Origin of the sequence: Devosia sp. Root685 (assembly GCF_001427875.1) — a bacterium.
Lineage (GTDB): Bacteria > Pseudomonadota > Alphaproteobacteria > Rhizobiales > Devosiaceae > Devosia.
In genome coordinates, this window is the sequence record NZ_LMHK01000005.1 from 149,293 (window position 1) to 164,398 (window position 15,106).

Consider the following 15,106-nt stretch of genomic DNA (forward strand, 5'->3'; position numbering starts at 1 on the left):
TAGTCTCCTTCGAAAAAGCTCTCAACAGCTTGTGGCACTAGATATGGAACGTGCCGCCTTTCTGAGAAGTTGCGCCAGCATTAATGTTTCGCAATGTTGCTGGCTTCATTGCGGCACGGTGTATGTCGCCGCCACAATCCCAGCAAAATTGGCCACTTTGCAACCATTGTAACGCGCCGCCATTGGCTCCGAGAGGAGTATCTTCATGGCAATTCGGAAAGGATTGAAAGCCAGATAAGCGATGTCTCTCTCTGGAGCTTTCACAAACTCTGAAATGCAATTACCCACCGGCTGTCACCCCGGCGAAGGCCGGGGCCCAGCCTGAGATCTGGAGATGGGCCCCGGATCAAGTCCGGGGTGACAGCCGGCGGATGGAAGACATCCCGGATAAAATCTCACCTTCGAACGCAGGGTAGCTTAGTTCCGGTCCCCCGGCTCCTCACCCACCAGCCGCAGCACCGGCTGCTCGTCGCTCCCGCCATCCCAACCCGCCGGCAGCGTCTTTCCTGACTTTGCGCCCAATTCGCGCAACATCTCCACCTGTCGCACCACATTGCCGCGGCCCGTCGACAGCTGCTCCTTGGCCTTGGCAAAATCGAGCTGCGCCCGATCAAGACTGCCGCCGACCTTGTCCATGGTGGACAGGAACCCAGCGACTTTTTCGTAGAGCGCGCCGGCGCGCTCGGCGATCTCCTCGGCATTCTGGTGGCGCTTTTCGATATCCCAGACATTGCGCACGGTCCGCAGCACCGTCATCAGCGTCGTCGGCGTCGTCAGCATGACGCCCTTGCCCATGCCGAATTCGACGAGCTTGGCATCGTGCTGGATCGCCGTCGCCAGGGCAGATTCGATGGGCACGAACATCATCACATAATCAAGGCTCGACTTGGCGGCGCGGTGATAGCTCTTGTCGCCCAAAGTGGTGATGTGGCCGCGCACCGAGGTGATATGGGCGCGAAGATGCTGGTCGCGATCAAGCTCCTCGCTGTTCACGAAGGCTTCAAAAGCGGTCAGTGACACTTTTGAATCCACGACCAGCCGGTCGCCATTGGGCATCAGGATTTCGACATCCGTGCGGACGCGCTGCCTATCCTCGCCATTATGGCTTTGCTGGGTAAAATATTGTTCGCCCTCGCGCAGCCCCGATTGCTCCAAAATAGTCGAGAGTATCATTTCACCCCAGGCGCCCTGGGTCTGCGAATTGCCTTTTAGCGCGCGCGTCAGGTTTTGCGCTTCGGTCGTGATCTGCAGATTGCTCTCGGCCAGCGCCCGGATGCGTTCGCCCATGGCGGAGCGGTCTTCAACAAGGTTCTTGTGGAACTCGGTGATCTTGTCCTGCAAAGGCTTGAGCAGGGTGTCCACTTGTTCGCGGTTTTGCTTGGAAAACGTCTCGCCATGGCTTTTGAGCACATCGCCGGCAATGGCCTTGAACTCGTCGGTCATCTGCTGCCGCGCTTCGAGAAAACGCTTCATATTGGCTTCGTTCTGCCGCGCCTGCTCGTCGAGCCGCGTCCGCATCGCCGCCAATTCCGCCGTCAACTCGCTGTTCTTCTCGCGCTCGTTGTCGAGCAATTCGCCAGCCCGCTCGCGTTCGCGCACTAGGGTCAGATCAGCGTCGCGAATACGCGTGTCGCGCTGCGCGATCTGTTCGAGAAAACTCGCCCTGAGATTTTCGCTCGCTTCGCGCGCCAACTCGTCGGCCCGCTGCGCATTGGCGCGCGCCGCGCCGACAAGAAGAAAAACGCCTGTTGCCAGCAGCACCACGATGCCGGCAACAAGCGCAAGGCCCAGGGTCACCGGCACCGAGCCGGCCATGAACAGAATAGTGTCGAGGTCACTCATATTGGCACTCTACCCGATTCTTTCGTTCTTTAAATGTTCTATTCTGCGTGGTGCGCAAACGGCCTCTGCAGTTGACCGCGAGGCGTCAAAACGCCATATCACTGGCAAATCCAGATATTGCCGGACCTTTGCCATGGCCATCCGCCCGATACTCATCATTCCCGACGCGCGCCTGCGCGCAGTTGCCGATCACATCGTCGAGGTCGACGAGGAGATCAAGGCGCTGGCCAAAGACATGCTCGATACCATGTATGATGCCCCCGGCATCGGCCTTGCCGCGCCCCAGATCGGTGTGATGAAGCGCATCGTCGTCATGGATCTCGCCGCCGAAGGCGAAACCCCGACCCCGCTCGTCATGATCAATCCCGAAATCACAAAATTCGGCGAGGAGATCCAGGTGACCGAAGAGGGCTGCCTCTCGATCCCCGAGCTCTACTACGAAGTCGAACGCCCTTCCACGGTCACGGTGAAATACACCGATCTCGACGGACAGGAAGTCTCCAAGGACGCCGAAGGCAAGCTCGCCGTCTGCATCCAGCACGAATTGGATCACCTCGATGGCGTCCTCTACATCGACTACCTCAGCCGCCTGAAGCGCGACCGCGTCATCAAGAAGTTCGACAAGCAGGCCAAATTGGCTGCGCGCTAATCTCTCTGTTCTTCTCCCCCTCGGGGAGAAGGTGGCGCGACGCGCCGGATGAGGGGGGCTTCAGCGAGAATGGAGATTACCCCCTCACCCGTCTCGCCCTTCGGGCGATCCACCCTCTCCCCGAGGGGGCGAGGAATAGAAAGGCCAAGCCAATGCGCGTCGTCTTCATGGGCACGCCCGAATTTTCCGTGCCGACGCTGACCGAGATCGTCGCCTCCGGCCACGAGGTCCTCGCGGTCTATACGCGCGCGCCAAAACCCGCCGGCCGCGGCCAGGCCGAGCGGAAAAGCCCGGTGCATGAAGCGGCCGAAAATTTCGGCATTCCCGTCTTCACGCCCAAAAGCCTGCGCAACGAAGCCGAACAGCTCCAGTTCGCCTCGCTCGGCGCCGAAGTCGCCGTGGTCGTCGCTTACGGCCTGATCCTGCCCAAGCCCATTCTCGAGGCGCCTGAACTCGGCTGCCTCAATCTCCATGGCTCCCTGCTCCCCCGCTGGCGCGGCGCCGCACCCATGCAGCGCGCGATTATGGCTGGCGACAGAGAGACTGGCATCGTCGTCATGAACATGGATGAAGGCCTCGATACCGGCGCCATGGGCCCGACCGAAATCATCCCCATCGGCCCCGATATGACCGCGGGCGAACTGCACGACCAGATGATGCGCCTCGGCGCCGATCTCATGGGCCGCGCCTTGGCAGCGCTCGAACGCGGCAGCCTCCATTTCACTCCCCAGCCCGAAGCGGGCGTCACCTACGCGGCAAAGATCGAAAAGGCCGAGGCAAAACTCGATTTTTCCAAATCTGCCGAAGAGGTGCACAACACCATTCGCGGCCTCTCGCCTTTCCCCGGCGCCTGGTTCGAACTGGAGCTTTCCGGCAAGCCGACGCGCGTAAAAGCGCTGCGTTCCACTCTCGCGTCAGGCACTGCCGCCCCCGGCACGCTGATCGGCCCGGACCTCACCATTGCCTGCGGCACCGGCGCCGTCCGCCTCACCCAGGTGCAGCGCGAAGGCAAGGGCGCCATGGATGCGGCCACCTTCCTCCGCGGGGCAGGGGTCTTGCCGCCAACCGTCGTCGGCTGATGCCCCGCTATAAAATCACCATCGAATATGACGGCACCCCCTTTTGCGGCTGGCAGCGCCAGGCCGACCGGATGAGCGTGCAACAAGCCCTCGAAGAAGCGATCTTCCGCTTCTGCGGCGAAACCGTCACGACGCAAGCCTCCGGCCGCACCGATGCGGGCGTCCACGCCTTCGGCCAGGTCGTCCACTTCGACCTCTCGACCGACCGCGATCCCTTCCGCGTGCGCGAGGCGCTCAACTATCACCTGCGCCCCAACCCGGCCGTGGTCATCGATTGCGAAACCGTCCCCGACACGTTCGAAGCACGCTTCTCGGCCCTCGCCCGCCACTACGAATACCGCATCCTCAATCGCCGCGCCCCGGCCGCGCTCGAACGCCATCAGGTCTGGCACGTCCCCAAGCCGCTCGACGCCGATCGCATGCACGAGGCGGCGCAAAAAATCCTCGGCCGCCACGATTTCACGACCTTCCGCTCCTCCGAGTGCCAGGCCAAATCGCCCATCCGCACGCTCGACCATTTCGCCGTGCGCCGCGAATTGGACCACGTGGTCGTCACCGCCAGCGCCCGTTCATTCCTCCACCATCAGGTGCGCTCCATGGTCGGCTCGCTCAAACTGGTGGGTGAAGGCAAATGGACCCCGGCCGATTTCCGCGCCGCCCTCGACGCGGCCGACCGCAGCCGCTGCCGCGCCATGGCTCCGCCGACCGGATTATATTTTATGAAGGTGGATTACTAAGTAGCCCTCATCCTGAGGCGCTTTGCGAAGCAAAGCCTCGAAGGGCGAGGGCGTGCCCCAATGCTACGACCAAGCGTTGTTTTAGCTCAGCGCCGGCGCCGGCAAAAACATGGCCACGATCCCCAGCGCCAGAAACACCCCAACCGCTTGCGATACGAACAGCGCCGCGATCTGCAACGGCGCCAGCGTCACGATGAACCGGCCGATATTGATAAAGGTCAGCAGCGCCACAATAGCGATGCCGAGCAGCAGCACGATCCCGGCTTCCCCGAACAGCGTCGAAATCAGCAGCAGCACCGCCGAAACCAGCGTCACCCAATTGCTGGCCACGAGATAGGGAAAGAACCCATCCTGCCGCCCCATCTGCCGCAGCACGATTGCCGCCATGCCGGCCTGCGCCACGAACAACACGGCATTGACGACGACAGACTGCGTCGCCGTGCCCGGCGGCAGGTTGATGCCGAACAGCACCGGCCCGAACCCGGCCAGCATCACGGCGACAACGGCGGCGATCAGGCTGCCGACAAGGCCGCGCTGGGAAAAATCAAAATAAGTCGAAGCATCGCGCTTGCCGGTAATCAGGGCAACACAGCCCCTTATGGCGCTCGCGGCTTCTTCGAAAAAGGGAGAATTGGGCTGGGCCAAGGGCGTGGATCTCGTCTCAGGGTGGGGGCGCGGCCACGGGGCCAAGCACCATGTAGAGCGTCACGGGCATACCGACAAGCAGCACCATGGTCAAAGCCGCAAATGCCGCAGCAACCCCGATATTCCACTCCGCGGCCCGCCAGCCGAGATAAAACAGCAGAACGGCGAGGCCAATCCAGAGGAGGATCAGCACCGGCCCTGCGATCAGCGAGAGAAGTGTTCCAACCACGAGATAGGCGATCAGTGCGTAAATCCCCGGCACCAGGAGGTCCAGCAGCCGCACCTCGCCCGGCACCATGCGCCTTGTGACCAAGATGCCAATGAGCAGCGCGAGGATGGAAAGGCTCTGCACCAGAAGGGCGATGATGAGGCCGAAGAAATTGGGAATGCCGACATCCGCCGTCGCCAGCGCGATCGAGAGCAGCGCAAAAAACAGGAACAGCACCAGCGCCGTCGTCAGCCCCGCCGCCGAAATCGCAAAGTGCCTCTGCCAATCGGCCTCGCCGCGCACCATGGCGATCCAGCCGGCCAGTGCCTCTTTCAGCGCCGTCCAGATCTTCATGCGTCCTCGCCCGCGAAGAATTTTTCCATGAAACTTTCGTAGATCGCCGTTAGCCCGACAAGGTCGGTAATGGCGATATGCTCGTCCGCCTTGTGCATGGAGGGACCGACGAGGCCGCATTCGACCACCGGCCCATATTGGGCGATGAACCGCGCATCCGAGGTGCCGCCCCCGGTCGAAAATTCCGGCCGCCGCCCGGTGACATCCTCGATGGCGTCGACGAGGGTATCGATATCCTCGCTCAGCGGGGACAGGAACGCGCGCGACGGTACGCCGGCCAGCTCAAATGTCACCTCGGTGCCATGCGCCTCGACCGAGGCAATCCGCCCGCGCACCCACTCGGCCAGCGTCTCTGGCGTCCAGGTGTCATTGTAGCGGATATTGAATTTCAGCACCCCCGCGCCCGGAATGACATTGCTGGTGGGATTGCCTGTATCCACCGTCGTCACTTCGAGATTGCTGGCCGGAAAATGCTCCGTGCCATCGTCGAGTTTGCTCGTGCTCAGCGCCGTCAAAATCGCCGCCAGCACTGGCAGCGGATTATTCGCCTTGTGCGGATAGGCGACATGCCCCTGCACACCTCTAACCCTCACCACACCCGAAAACGAGCCGCGCCGCCCGATCTTGATGCTGTCGCCTAGAACTTCGGCCGAGCTTGGCTCGCCCACCAGCGCAAAATCGAACCCATGGCCATTCTCGGCCATCCAGCGCACCAGCTTTTCCGTGCCATTGATGGCGTCGGCTTCTTCGTCATTGGTAATGGCAAGCTGGATGGTGCCCGCCTCGGCCGGAATGGACGAACAGGCGGCGACAAAAGCCGCCACACCCGATTTCATATCGGCGGCACCGCGCCCGAAAAGCTTGCCGCCCTCGATCCGCGGCACAAAGGGATCGCTGGTCCACTGCTTGAGATCGCCCGGCGGCACCACGTCGGTATGCCCGGCAAAGAGCAGCTTTCGTCCCCCGGTACCGCGGCTCGCAAAGAGATTGTCGACGGGATAGGACCCGTCACCATCGAACCGCAGATGCGTCACGGCAAAGCCGATCGCTTCCAGCTCCTTGCCCAGAAGTTCGAGCGCCCCCGCTGCCTCCGGCGTCACCGAGGGGCAGACAATGAGGCGTTCGAGCAGGTTCTGCGGATCGATGGTCAACGGAAAAGTCCTAAAGGTCAGGCAGCGGCGCCGACAGGGTCGGAGCCAAAGGTGTTGGAGCCCGTGGTGCCCTTGAGAAAACCGAGCTGCACGAGCATGTAGATGGCAAAAATGCCAAAGATCAGATTGAGCGCCGACAGCCAGAACGGCGGCTGCGGCAGCATGAGGCCACCACCCACATCGACGACAGAAAAGCCGATGCCCGTGGCTGCGAGGAGATTGAGCAGCACGCTGGCGCCGAGGAAAATCTTGAGGTCCATGCCGTCACTATCGCGGTCGTGCCGGCGCTTCATGCCCAGATTGTAGGTCGGCCAAAGCAGGGCCAGGTTCAGCAGCACATAGAGCCAGGACAGAACCGTGAAATTGCCAAAGGCGATCAGGTTCAAGACGAGGCCGACGACCAGCGCGACGACAAAGACGGCGAGCACGCCGATCCACCATTGCTGGCGGCCAATGCGGCCGTCCGATGTGGTCAAGAGCGCGATGATTTTATCCATTTAGTCCCCTCCAAATGGCCGGAATCATTCCGGCATTCGCAAAGACTAGAATGCCGGCGCAGCAAGTGCCAGCGCCGGCTATTATGCCTGCCGTGCAATTGCCGGGATGAGCCCGGTAACGACGACGAGGATTGGTCTTAGTCGCGCAGCAGTTCGTTGATGCCGGTCTTGGAGCGCGTCTGCGCATCGACGGTTTTCACGATCACAGCGCAATAAAGGTTCGGGCCCGGCGTACCATCCGGCAATGGCTTCCCCGGCAGCGAGCCGGAAACGACGACGGAGTAGGGCGGAACCTTGCCGATATGCACTTCGCCCGTGGCGCGATTGATGATCTTGGTCGACGAACCAATGAACACGCCCATGGAAATCACCGAGCCTTCGCCGACGATGACGCCTTCGACCACTTCCGAACGCGCCCCGACAAAGCAATTGTCTTCGATAATGGTGGGATTGGCCTGCAGCGGCTCGAGCACGCCGCCAATGCCGACGCCGCCCGAAAGGTGCACATTCTTGCCGATCTGCGCGCAGGAACCCACCGTCGCCCAGGTATCGACCATGGTGTTTTCATCGACATAGGCGCCAAGGTTCACAAAGCTCGGCATCAGGATAACGCCCTTGCCGATAAACGCCGACTGCCGCACCACGGCGCCCGGCACGGTGCGGAAACCGGCGGCGCGATATTGGTTGTCGCCCCAGCCGACGAACTTCGATGGCACCTTGTCGAACCAGTTGGCCCCGCCCGGCGCGCCTTCGATCAGCACGTTGTCATTGAGCCGGAAGGAGAGCAGCACGGCCTTCTTCAGCCACTGATTAACCTGCCAATCGCCGTTCACTTTCTCGGCCACGCGCGCCTCGCCTGAATCGAGCAGGTTCAGCGCCGTTTCCACCGCATCGCGCACTTCGCCTTTGGTCGAGAAATTGATCTCGGCCCGGTTTTCAAAGGCGGTTTCGATGACAGTGGAAAGCTGGGCGTGCGACATGACGGCTCCTACGGAAATGCTGGCGCGGACCATAGCGGGGACGGGCGGAGTGTCAACTTGAATGCGGGCTTCTGCGCCTGCCGACCCCCACCCTCATTCCCTCCCCACAAGGGGGAGGGAGGCGCAAGCCACAGTCGTCCCGGTTCCATCGTCTCCCTCCCCCTTGTGGGGAGGGATCAAGGGTGGGGGTTCGGCAAGCCCAAACCCTAAAGCTTGGGCGATACGATCTCCTTCCACGTATCCAAAAACCGCTGCCGCCGCAGCGTATCGAGCGCCACGAGCAGGCTCGGGCCCAGCGCAATGGCCTGGATCACCCCGCGCCCCCGCGCCGCGATCGCCTCGCTGGTCCACGCCCCCGCCGATCCCGGCACCACCGATCCCAGCGCCGTACCGCCCGCCGCAATCTTCTGCCCGGCCGGCGACAGCGCGAAATCGACAAAAGCCCGCGCCAGATCGACCTCTTTCGCTTCCCGCGGAATGAGCATCGAGCGCGTCAGCACCAGCACATAATCGTCCGGTACCACGATCTCGATATTGGCCCCCTCCGCTTGCCGGGCAAAGGCATAGGACCCCAAAACATTATACCCCAGCGCCAGCGACCCATCGGCCACGCCATTCAAAATTGCCGGGCTCGATCCGGAAAACTGCGCCCCAACCCGCCCAAAGGCCGTCGCCAGCCGCCAAAACGTCGAGGAAATCGTCTGGTCCTGCGCCGCGAGGAGATAACCGACGCCCGAAAGCGCAATGTCATAAGTCGCAATCTGCCCGCGGAATTTTTCGGTTTCCGTCTCCAGCAGTTCCGCCAGTTTCAGATGCGTGCGCGGCACATCGTCGAGCGCGATCCGGTCGGGATTGTAGATGATTACTGCCGGTTCGAAGGTGAACCCAAATACCTCATTGCGCCAATGCGCCCAGTCGGGCAGCGCATCGAGATAGGGGCTGTCATAGGCCAACGCGTGCCCATCATTGGCGAGCTTGAGCTGCAGGTCCGACGCCGAAGAAATGAGCAGGTCCGGCGCCACCGGCAGCGTGCCATCGAGAAACTGCCGATAGAGCGGCAGCGAATCCATTTCCTCATAAATGACGCTCACCTCCGGCCGCTCCGCCTGAAAGCCGGCGACAAAGGCCCCGAACACCTGCGTGTCCGTCACCCCCACAATGGTGAGAGTAACCCCGCTCGACCCATCCGGCGCCGGATAAGGCGTCGATTGCGCCTTTGCCTCCCCCGGCACCAGCAACAGCGCCGCAAGCGCCACACCCGCAATCGCCACCAGCCCCGTCCGCCGCGGCCCCCGCGCCAGCGGCAGCGCCACCTCTACCCTCAGCCCGCCGCCGTCCCGGTCGGCAAATCGCAACCGCCCGCCATGCCCTTCCACCACCCGCGCCACGATCGAAAGCCCCAGACCCGAACCCACCGTGCCGGCGCTCGCCTTGCCACGCCTGAAGCGTTCAAGCACGCTTGATTTCTCCGCGTCATCCATCCCCGGCCCGCGATCCGCGACCGTGATAACAAGCGCGTCCGCCGCAATTTCCGCCCCGATCTCCACCGGCCCATTCGAATAGACCAACCCATTGTCGATGAGATTGCGCATCATCTCGCGCAGCGCCACCCGATCCCCGCGCACCTGCACCGCCCGCGCGGCTTCGGACGCCTCCAGCGAAACCCGCTCCAACTGCTCGCCATCGAGCCGCTGGCACACGTCCTCGATGATCCCCCATAAAACAACCATCTCGCTGTCCTGCGCTTCCAGCCGATGCGAAATCGTCGCGTCCATCAACAGCTGGCTGACCAACTGGCTCGCCTGCACTGCCCCTGTGTGAATACGCCCAACCCGGCCGCGCATGGCTTCCAGATCCGTTTCATCCATCGCCACTTCCGCCTGCGCCCGGAGCGAAGCGAGCGGCGTCCGCACCTCGTGCGCGGCCTCCGCCACCAGCCCGCTCACCCGCTCCATGGCCTTCTGCAACCGCCCCATAAATCCATTGAGCGCCGCCACCAGCTGCCCCACTTCCACGGGCACGGGCACGCTCACTGGCGACAGATCATCCGGCGGCCGCGCCGCAAGGTCGTGCTCAAGCTCGGTCAGCGGCGCAAACATGCGCGAAATCCCGAACCACACGAGCCCCACCGCAAGCAGCGTCAGCGCAATCACCGGCACGATGGCATTGGACAAAATTTCAGTGCTCAGCGCCTCGCGCTGGTTCTGCGTCTCGGCAACATGAATGGTCACCCATCCCGTATCGCTCGCCGTCGAAATCAGCCGCCCGATCGAGGCCACCCGCACCAGTTCGCCGCGATACTGAATATCGGCAAAGCGCGGCTCGGCCGAATTGGTCTCGTCCATTGCTGCGGCGAGGTCCTCATAGCCCGTCACCGTCCGCGCATCCGGCCCCTCGACAGCATAGAAAACGCGATCCGCCCCCGAAAACATCGCAAAGGCGGCAAAGGGCAATTCGACGATGACGGTCTCATCCTCAACCTGCACCGCCCCGCCAATGGTCAGCGCGGACGCTGCCAGCAACCGGTCAAACGCCCGATCCGCCGCCCGCTCGGCATAGTCGCGAATGAAGACGATCAGCACCACCGCCGCGGCCAGCAGCAGCACGGTCGCCAGCGCGAGGATGCGCCGCCGGATGGAAAAGGATTTTTTAGTGGGCACGCCGGGTCACCCCCTCCCATCCTCCCCCATCAAGGGGGAGGTGTTGCATCGAGTGCCTGGCACTTTCTCGTCACAGCCACAGTCCCCAACCGAATTCGCCATAGCGAATTCAGTGACACCTCCCCCTTGACGGGGGAGGATGGGAGGGGTGGCGGCACGCGCGGTGCAAAGCTCTACCCATCCACCGCCCGCGCCACATATCCCACCCCGCGCACGGTCCCGATCTCCACCCGCGCCGGCTCCAGCTTCTTTCTCAACCTTGAAATATGCAGCTCCAGCGCATTGATCGACACGGTCTCGTCGAAATTGAACAGCTGGTTCATCAGCCGCTCCTTGGCCACCACCTTGCCGGCATGAGTAAGAAGAATCTCCAGCAGCCGGAATTCCCGCCGCCCCAGCTCCAGCGCCTTCCCGCCCACACTGGCATTGAGCCCAGCCAGATCGAGCGTCAAATCCCCCAGCGCCAAAACGCTGCTGGTCTTGCCACCCGTCCGCCGGATCAGCGCCCGCAACCGCGCTTCAAGCTCGCGCAGATCAAACGGCTTTACGAGATAATCGTCGGCCCCAAGATCAAGGAGGCTCACCTTGTCGTCGATTTCCGAACGCGCGGTGATGACAAGGATCGGGGCCGAAAATTTTTCCCGCCGCAGTTCGGCAATCAGCCCGATCCCATCGCGATTGGGCAGCATCAGGTCGAGCGCCACCGCGTCAAAGTCCTCGCCCTTGGCCGCGGGTACCACATCGGCCCCGTCACGCACCCAGTCGACCGAATGGCCGGCCGTGCGCAGGCGCTTTTCAATCGCCTCGCCCAGGTCCTCATTGTCTTCGACAAGCAAAATGCGCATGCGCGGTCGCTCTCCCCGCGCGGGATAGTATCGGAGGCGTGCGGCGCGCGAAACCGGCTTACATCACCTGCGCCAGAAACGCCCCGGCGACGCCCAGCACGCAAAGCGCGGCCAGCCCCGCCGCCAGCAGCATCTGCTGGGCCCGTTGCACATGCGCCCCGCGCCGCGCTGCGCGCCGCACCTGCTTTAGTCCCTGTGCTTCGAAATCGAGATTGGCCATGCTCGTCCCTCATGTGGCGCCGGCCCTTTGGGGCCAGGAGTCGACATTGGGCAGCCGCTTTGAAGAGAGCTGTTTCTCACCCGCCCCGGCACGATAACCTCGCTCGGCTTCATGGCGAACGGCCGTTTGAAAGAGCAGTTAATTTGTCTTAAATCTTCACAATTGCCGTCTTGTATGGAAGATGTTGAAAGCCTCTCTCGAACATGGCACAACCTCTCCATGACCCAGCCAGCACACCTCCACCCCGATCGTCTCTTCCCCGCGTCCGAGCCCGCGCAATCCATTGCTAGGGATCTCTACCCGGCGGTAAAAGACCTCCCCATCGTCAGCCCCCACGGCCATACCGACCCGTCCTGGTTCGCAGAGAATGGTCGCTTCGCCAGCCCCACGGCGCTGTTCCTGACGCCCGATCACTATGTGCTGCGCATGCTCAAAAGCCGGGGCATCAGCTACGATGCGCTCGGCATTCCGCGCAAGGACGGCAAGCCGGTCGAACCCGACAACCGCAAGGCCTGGCGCCTCTTTGCCGACAATTATTATCTCTTTGCCGGCACGCCCTCGAAAACCTGGGTCGATCATTCGCTGCACGCCGTCTTCGGCATCACCGAGGAACTCTCGGGCAAAACCGCCGACGCCATTTTTGACGCCATCGACGCCAAACTCGGCACGCCCGAACTCCTGCCGCGCGCCATTCTCGAACGCTTCAACGTCGAAGTCATCGCCACCACCGAATTCGCGCTCGATCCCTTGACCCATCATCAGTCGATGGCAGGGCAGGGCCTCATCGGCCAGGTCCGCACCACCTATCGCCCTGATGACGTCACCGACCCCAGCCGCCCCGCCATCGTCGAAAACCTCAAAAAATTCGGCGAACTGACCGGCGAAGACATTTCCAAGTGGGATGGCCTGATCAACGCCCACCGCAAGCGCCGCGAATATTTTCGCCGTTTTGGCGCCGTCGCGACAGACCACGGCGTGCCCACCGCCAATACCGCTGATCTCCCGACGCACGAAAAGCAGGCCCTCCTCGACAAGATTCTCGCCGGCAAGCACGACGCCACTGACGCCGAACTCTTCCGCGCCCAGATGCTGACCGAAATGGCCCTGCTTTCGGTCGAAGACGGCATGGTCATGCAGATCCACGCCGGCTCGCGCCGCAATACCGATCCCTTGCTCTTCGGCGAACGCGGCCCCGATCTTGGCGCCGATATTCCCGGCCCCACCGATTATGTCGGCGGCCTCCGCGCGCTTCTCTCGCGCTGCGGCAACGAGCCCAACCTGCGGCTCATCATGTTCGTCCTCGACGAAACCACCTATGCCCGCGAACTCGCCCCCATGGCCGGCTACTGGCCTTCGCTGATGATCGGCCCCCCCTGGTGGTTCCATGACAGCCCGCAGGGCATCCGCCGCTATCTCGATCAGGTCGTCGAATCCGCCGGCTTCTATAACCTTGCCGGCTTCAACGACGACACCCGCGCTCTCCTCTCCATCCCCGCCCGCCACGACGTCTGGCGCCGCGAAGTCTGCGGCTTCCTGGGCCGCTGGGTGGGTGAAAACCGGATTACAAAGTCATCGGCCGAAGAGATCGCCAAACACCTGAGCTACCAGGCGGCGAAAGACGCTTATCGGATCAAGTAAGCCGCGGGGATCACCCCCTCCCATCCTCCCCCTTGATGGGGGAGGATGGGAGGGGGTGGGGCCCCACGCACCAAAACCCACCACACCTTCACCCCCCTCTCGCGCCAGCAGCGATTACCCCCTCGAATCCCACGCCGCCTTCTGCAAGCCGCCTTGCGCGCATTCGAACCGGAAAAGTGGTAGCCACTTTTCCTGAATACGCTCTAATAGCGCCATGATGAATCAGTCTCCTGCCGAAACCGCGCTCAGCCGCGCCATGATCCGCTGGTCCCTGACCAAATCCACGCCCGTGGCCGAAACCCCGCGCAGCTGGCTCTTTCGTGTCGAACAGAACGGCCGCAATTTCGCGGCGTTGAAAATCATCAAGCCCGAAGCTTCCAAAGAAGAGGGCAGGGGCATTCGCCTCCTCCAATGGTACGAAGGCGATGGCGCCGCCACGGTTTTCGATACCCATGGCGATACCGTCTTCATGGAATGGCTCGATGGCGGCACGCTGGGCGAACCGGTCCGGGCGGGACGGGATGACGAAGGCACCATTGCCATCGCTACGGTCGTCGCCAGCCTCCACAAACCGCGCCCCGACGCGCCCGAAGGGCTCGAACCCCTGCGCGACCGTTTTCAGGCGCTCTTTGATACCGATGTCCGCGCCTGGCCCCGCACGGCCCGCGATCTTTATGCCCGCTCCGCCGGTATCGCGCTAAAACTCTTCGACAAGCCCAGCGCCATCGTGCCGCTCCATGGCGATCTGCACCACGACAATATCATGAGTTCGGATCGCGGCTGGCTCGCCATCGACCCGAAAGGCGTCCTCGGCGATCCCGCCTACGAAACCGCCAATATCTTCATCAATCCCGAGCGCGCCACAGAGATCGCTTCCGATCCCAAGCGCATCGCCGCCCGCGCCGATATCCTCTCCCAGCGCCTTGGCTACAATCGCAAGCGCATTCTCGGCTGGGCTGCGGCCCATGCCGCGCTCTCGGCCTGCTGGGATCTTGAAGCCGGCAATGCCATAACCGGGCAACTGGCCTGCCTCCCCAATCTCCTCAGTGCCTATGACCTTGCCTGATCGCCCCGGAACTCTCTTTATGCCCAAATTTTCCCGCCGCGCCGTCCTCGCCCTTGGCGCCGCTAGCCTCCTCTCCGCCTGCTCGGCGACGATCCCGCCGCTGCCCGCCGCTACCTCCAATAAGCCCGAAAGCCTGACGCGCGACGAGATCATCTCCGCCATCAACGCCACCCGAAAAGCCAATGGCGCCCCGCCCTGGACCTATAATCCTCGCCTCGAAACCGCGGCCCTTTCGCAGGCCCGCCTCATGGCCCGCCAGGATACGCTCAGCCACGATCTCGGCGTGACCCTCCGCCAGCGCGTCACCGAAGCGGGCTATCTTGGCGCCGTCGGCGAAAACGTCGCCAAGGGCTATAAAACCCTGCCCGATGTCATCGGCGGCTGGCTCGAAAGCCAGGGCCACCGCAACACGCTGCTCTCGCCAAAGTTCACCGAATTCGGCCTTGCCGTGGCGCGCACCACTTCGGGAAAACTCTACTGGGCCATGATCGCCGGCGGCAGTTTTGACGCCTGGCGTGTTTGAAGCCGGGCGGAG

Annotated in this window: 15 protein-coding genes; 6 read left to right on the forward strand and 9 right to left on the reverse strand. The window is 62.7% G+C overall.

Annotated features, from left to right (window positions below; all coding sequences use genetic code 11):
• Window positions 1-417 precede the first annotated feature (417 nt).
• A complete protein-coding gene (gene rmuC / locus ASD83_RS20120) occupies window positions 418-1,842 on the reverse strand; it encodes a DNA recombination protein RmuC (protein ID WP_056314201.1) in 1,425 nt (474 codons plus the stop codon).
• A 133-nt stretch (window positions 1,843-1,975) separates the two neighbouring features.
• Here rmuC and def point away from each other — a divergent pair, with 133 nt between their 5' ends.
• From def to truA, 3 genes are all read left to right on the forward strand, one after another.
• Window positions 1,976-2,491, forward strand: coding sequence for a peptide deformylase (gene def / locus ASD83_RS20125; RefSeq protein ID WP_056314202.1), 516 nt, complete (start codon window positions 1,976-1,978; stop codon window positions 2,489-2,491).
• Between the two features lie 152 nt (window positions 2,492-2,643).
• Complete coding sequence (fmt, locus tag ASD83_RS20130) at window positions 2,644-3,570, forward strand: methionyl-tRNA formyltransferase (RefSeq protein WP_056314203.1); 927 nt, start codon at window positions 2,644-2,646, stop codon at window positions 3,568-3,570.
• Complete coding sequence (gene truA / locus ASD83_RS20135; RefSeq protein ID WP_056314204.1) at window positions 3,570-4,307, forward strand: tRNA pseudouridine(38-40) synthase TruA; 738 nt, start codon at window positions 3,570-3,572, stop codon at window positions 4,305-4,307. The genes fmt and truA overlap by 1 nt, the downstream gene beginning before the upstream one ends.
• Window positions 4,308-4,388: 81 nt before the next feature.
• On the opposite strand, the gene ASD83_RS20140 is transcribed toward truA, so the two are convergent.
• The 8 genes from ASD83_RS20140 to ASD83_RS21080 all read right to left on the reverse strand — a co-directional run bounded on the left by ASD83_RS20140 (window position 4,389) and on the right by ASD83_RS21080 (window position 11,867).
• Window positions 4,389-4,952, reverse strand: a complete 564-nt coding sequence (locus ASD83_RS20140; RefSeq protein WP_056314205.1) for a hypothetical protein — start codon at window positions 4,950-4,952, stop codon at window positions 4,389-4,391.
• A 16-nt stretch (window positions 4,953-4,968) separates the two neighbouring features.
• Window positions 4,969-5,514 (reverse strand): hypothetical protein, encoded by a 546-nt coding sequence (locus tag ASD83_RS20145; protein ID WP_056314206.1) that lies wholly within the window; start codon window positions 5,512-5,514, stop codon window positions 4,969-4,971.
• Window positions 5,511-6,665 carry a succinyl-diaminopimelate desuccinylase gene (dapE, locus tag ASD83_RS20150; RefSeq protein WP_056314207.1) on the reverse strand — a complete coding sequence of 385 codons (1,155 nt, stop codon included), beginning with the start codon at window positions 6,663-6,665 and terminating at the stop codon, window positions 5,511-5,513. Before dapE ends, ASD83_RS20145 begins: the two co-directional genes overlap by 4 nt.
• A gap of 17 nt (window positions 6,666-6,682) precedes the next feature.
• Window positions 6,683-7,162 carry a DUF805 domain-containing protein gene (locus tag ASD83_RS20155; RefSeq protein WP_056314208.1) on the reverse strand — a complete coding sequence of 160 codons (480 nt, stop codon included), beginning with the start codon at window positions 7,160-7,162 and terminating at the stop codon, window positions 6,683-6,685.
• Between the two features lie 137 nt (window positions 7,163-7,299).
• Complete coding sequence (gene dapD, locus ASD83_RS20160; RefSeq protein WP_056314209.1) at window positions 7,300-8,142, reverse strand: 2,3,4,5-tetrahydropyridine-2,6-dicarboxylate N-succinyltransferase; 843 nt, start codon at window positions 8,140-8,142, stop codon at window positions 7,300-7,302.
• A gap of 206 nt (window positions 8,143-8,348) precedes the next feature.
• Window positions 8,349-10,802 (reverse strand): extracellular solute-binding protein, encoded by a 2,454-nt coding sequence (locus ASD83_RS20165; protein ID WP_056314210.1) that lies wholly within the window; start codon window positions 10,800-10,802, stop codon window positions 8,349-8,351.
• A gap of 173 nt (window positions 10,803-10,975) precedes the next feature.
• Complete coding sequence (locus ASD83_RS20170; protein WP_056314211.1) at window positions 10,976-11,647, reverse strand: response regulator transcription factor; 672 nt, start codon at window positions 11,645-11,647, stop codon at window positions 10,976-10,978.
• 58 nt (window positions 11,648-11,705) lie between these two features.
• The gene (locus ASD83_RS21080; RefSeq protein WP_156386067.1) at window positions 11,706-11,867 is read right to left on the reverse strand and encodes a hypothetical protein; all 162 of its coding nucleotides are present in this window, start codon (window positions 11,865-11,867) and stop codon (window positions 11,706-11,708) included.
• Window positions 11,868-12,086: 219 nt separating this feature from the next.
• Here ASD83_RS21080 and uxaC point away from each other — a divergent pair, with 219 nt between their 5' ends.
• The 3 genes from uxaC to ASD83_RS20185 all read left to right on the forward strand — a co-directional run bounded on the left by uxaC (window position 12,087) and on the right by ASD83_RS20185 (window position 15,094).
• Entirely contained in the window at window positions 12,087-13,505 is a 1,419-nt protein-coding gene (gene uxaC / locus ASD83_RS20175) for a glucuronate isomerase (RefSeq protein ID WP_056314284.1), read from the forward strand.
• Between the two features lie 214 nt (window positions 13,506-13,719).
• Window positions 13,720-14,571 carry an aminoglycoside phosphotransferase family protein gene (locus ASD83_RS20180; protein ID WP_056314212.1) on the forward strand — a complete coding sequence of 284 codons (852 nt, stop codon included), beginning with the start codon at window positions 13,720-13,722 and terminating at the stop codon, window positions 14,569-14,571.
• 19 nt (window positions 14,572-14,590) lie between these two features.
• Window positions 14,591-15,094 (forward strand): CAP domain-containing protein, encoded by a 504-nt coding sequence (locus tag ASD83_RS20185; RefSeq protein WP_056314213.1) that lies wholly within the window; start codon window positions 14,591-14,593, stop codon window positions 15,092-15,094.
• Window positions 15,095-15,106 lie beyond the last annotated feature (12 nt).